Genomic DNA, 1,964 nt, shown 5'->3' with positions numbered 1-1,964 from the left:
GCACCGCCGCCCGCCGGTACGGCGGCCTCGCCTGCGCTTCCCCCGGGGTCGCCGCTGATCGGACGTCCCGCAGGCAACGATGCCGCTGCCAAGCTCGCGCCGAACGCGCCGCCGCCGATACCCGCGGCGCCGGACAAGCTGCCGACGGCGAAGCTCAAGGTGCCGGCGGGCTTCAACATCGAGGTCTATGCCGCCGGCATGACGAACGCCCGCTCGCTCGCGCTCGGCGACAAGGGGACCGTGTTCGTCGGCAGCCGCCTGGTCGACAAGGTCTACGCCATCGTCAACAAGGACGGCAAACGGGAGGTCAAGGTTCTGGCCTCCGGCCTGTACCGGCCGAACGGCGTCGCCTTCAAGGACGGCACGCTCTACATCGCTGAACTGTCCAAGATCTCCAAGATCGAGAAGGTCGAGGACGTCTTGGATAACCCGCCGAAGCCGACCGTGATCTTCGACAAGCTGCCGAAGGACGAGGCCCATGGCTGGAAGTTCATCGCGATCGGTCCCGACAACAAGCTCTACGCTCCCGTCGGCCAGCCCGGCAACAACGTGCTCAACGATGACGAGCATGGCCTGCTCCGCCGGATGAATCTTGACGGTTCGGGCGCTGAAGTAATCGCCCGGGGCCTGCGCCACACCGTCGGCTTCGATTGGCATCCGGAGACCAAGCACCTCTACTTCACCGACAACGGCCGCGACTGGATGTCGGAAGATGTGCCGGAGGACGAGCTGAACCGGATCACCAAGGTCGGCGAACATTTCGGCGCGCCGTTCTGCCTGCAGGGCAACATGGTCGATCCCGAATTCGGCTGGGGTAAATCTTGCAGCGAATACACTGCGCCGGTCGGGCTGCTCGGACCGCATTCCGCCGCGCTCGGCATGCGCTTCTACACCGGCAACATGTTCCCGAAAGCCTATAAGAACGCGGCCATCATCGCCCGGCACGGCTCCTGGAACAGGACGAAGAAAGTTGGCGGCGACGTTGTCATCGCCAAGCTGAACAAGGACGGCACGATGAAATCGATGGAGCCGTTCCTCACCGGCTTCCTGGAAGACAACAAGTATATCGGCCGCCCGGTCGACGTGCTGCAGATGAAGGACGGCTCGCTGCTGGTCTCCGACGACTGGAACGGCGCCGTCTACCGCATCACCTACGGCAAGCCGAAGATGGCGGGGAAGTCGTAGCCTAGTTTCCGTCATTGCGAGCAGCAGTCATTCCGGGATGGTGCGTAAGCACCAGACCCGGAATCTCGAGATTTCTCAGATGCGCAATTGCGCATCATAGTTCGATGCTTCGCATCGCCCTGGAATGACGTACGGGAAAAGGCCGATGCGTAAAACAATAATGGCGCTGGCGTTCGCCTCCATCGCCTTTTCCGCCAACGCCGAAACCATCGAACAACGCATCGCGCCGTGTCTCGCCTGCCACGGCGAGAAGGGCCAATCGGAAACCGAGAACACGCCTTCGTTGGGCGGCCAACAGGCGCCTTACACGCTGATCCAACTCTTCATGTTCCGCGAGAAGCTGCGCGTCTCCGAACCGATGAACGAGATGGCAAAGCCGCTGACCGACGACGACCTTCGCCTCTTCTCGGACTTTATCGCCAACGTGCCGAAGCCTGCGCCGCCAGCGGAAAATGGCGATCCAGCGCGGATGCAGCGCGGCCAGGCGCTGGTGCAGCAGCACCGCTGCGACGCCTGCCACAACCCTGATTTGTCGGGCAAGGAGAACGTCCCGCGCATCGCCAACCAGCGCGAGGACTATCTCGCCAAGACCCTTGCCGAGTACAAGGACAACAGCCGCCATGGCTATGATGCCAGCATGGCCGACGTGATGGCGCCGATCATGCCAGAGCAGATCGCCGATCTCGCATACTACATCGCCCGCATGCGGTAGGATGAGTTGCGCCTTTGCCCTCCCTCTCCCCGCTCTTCCGCGGGGAGAGGGTCGGGGTGAGGGGCTG

At 63.0% G+C, this 1,964-nt stretch carries 2 protein-coding genes; both read left to right on the top strand.

The features are described from left to right. Window positions 1-1,185: PQQ-dependent sugar dehydrogenase (locus CP49_RS11890; RefSeq protein WP_245310658.1), on the top strand; the 1,185-nt coding region annotated here is incomplete at its 5' end. A gap of 145 nt (window positions 1,186-1,330) precedes the next feature. After that, window positions 1,331-1,897 carry a c-type cytochrome gene (locus CP49_RS11885; RefSeq protein WP_057850445.1) on the top strand — a complete coding sequence of 189 codons (567 nt, stop codon included), beginning with the start codon at window positions 1,331-1,333 and terminating at the stop codon, window positions 1,895-1,897. Window positions 1,898-1,964 lie beyond the last annotated feature (67 nt).

This window comes from Bradyrhizobium valentinum, assembly GCF_001440405.1.
GTDB classification, from domain to species: domain Bacteria; phylum Pseudomonadota; class Alphaproteobacteria; order Rhizobiales; family Xanthobacteraceae; genus Bradyrhizobium; species Bradyrhizobium valentinum.
The sequence above is the reverse complement of the archived record's forward strand: the minus strand, read 5'-3'. Positions and strand labels throughout refer to the sequence as shown.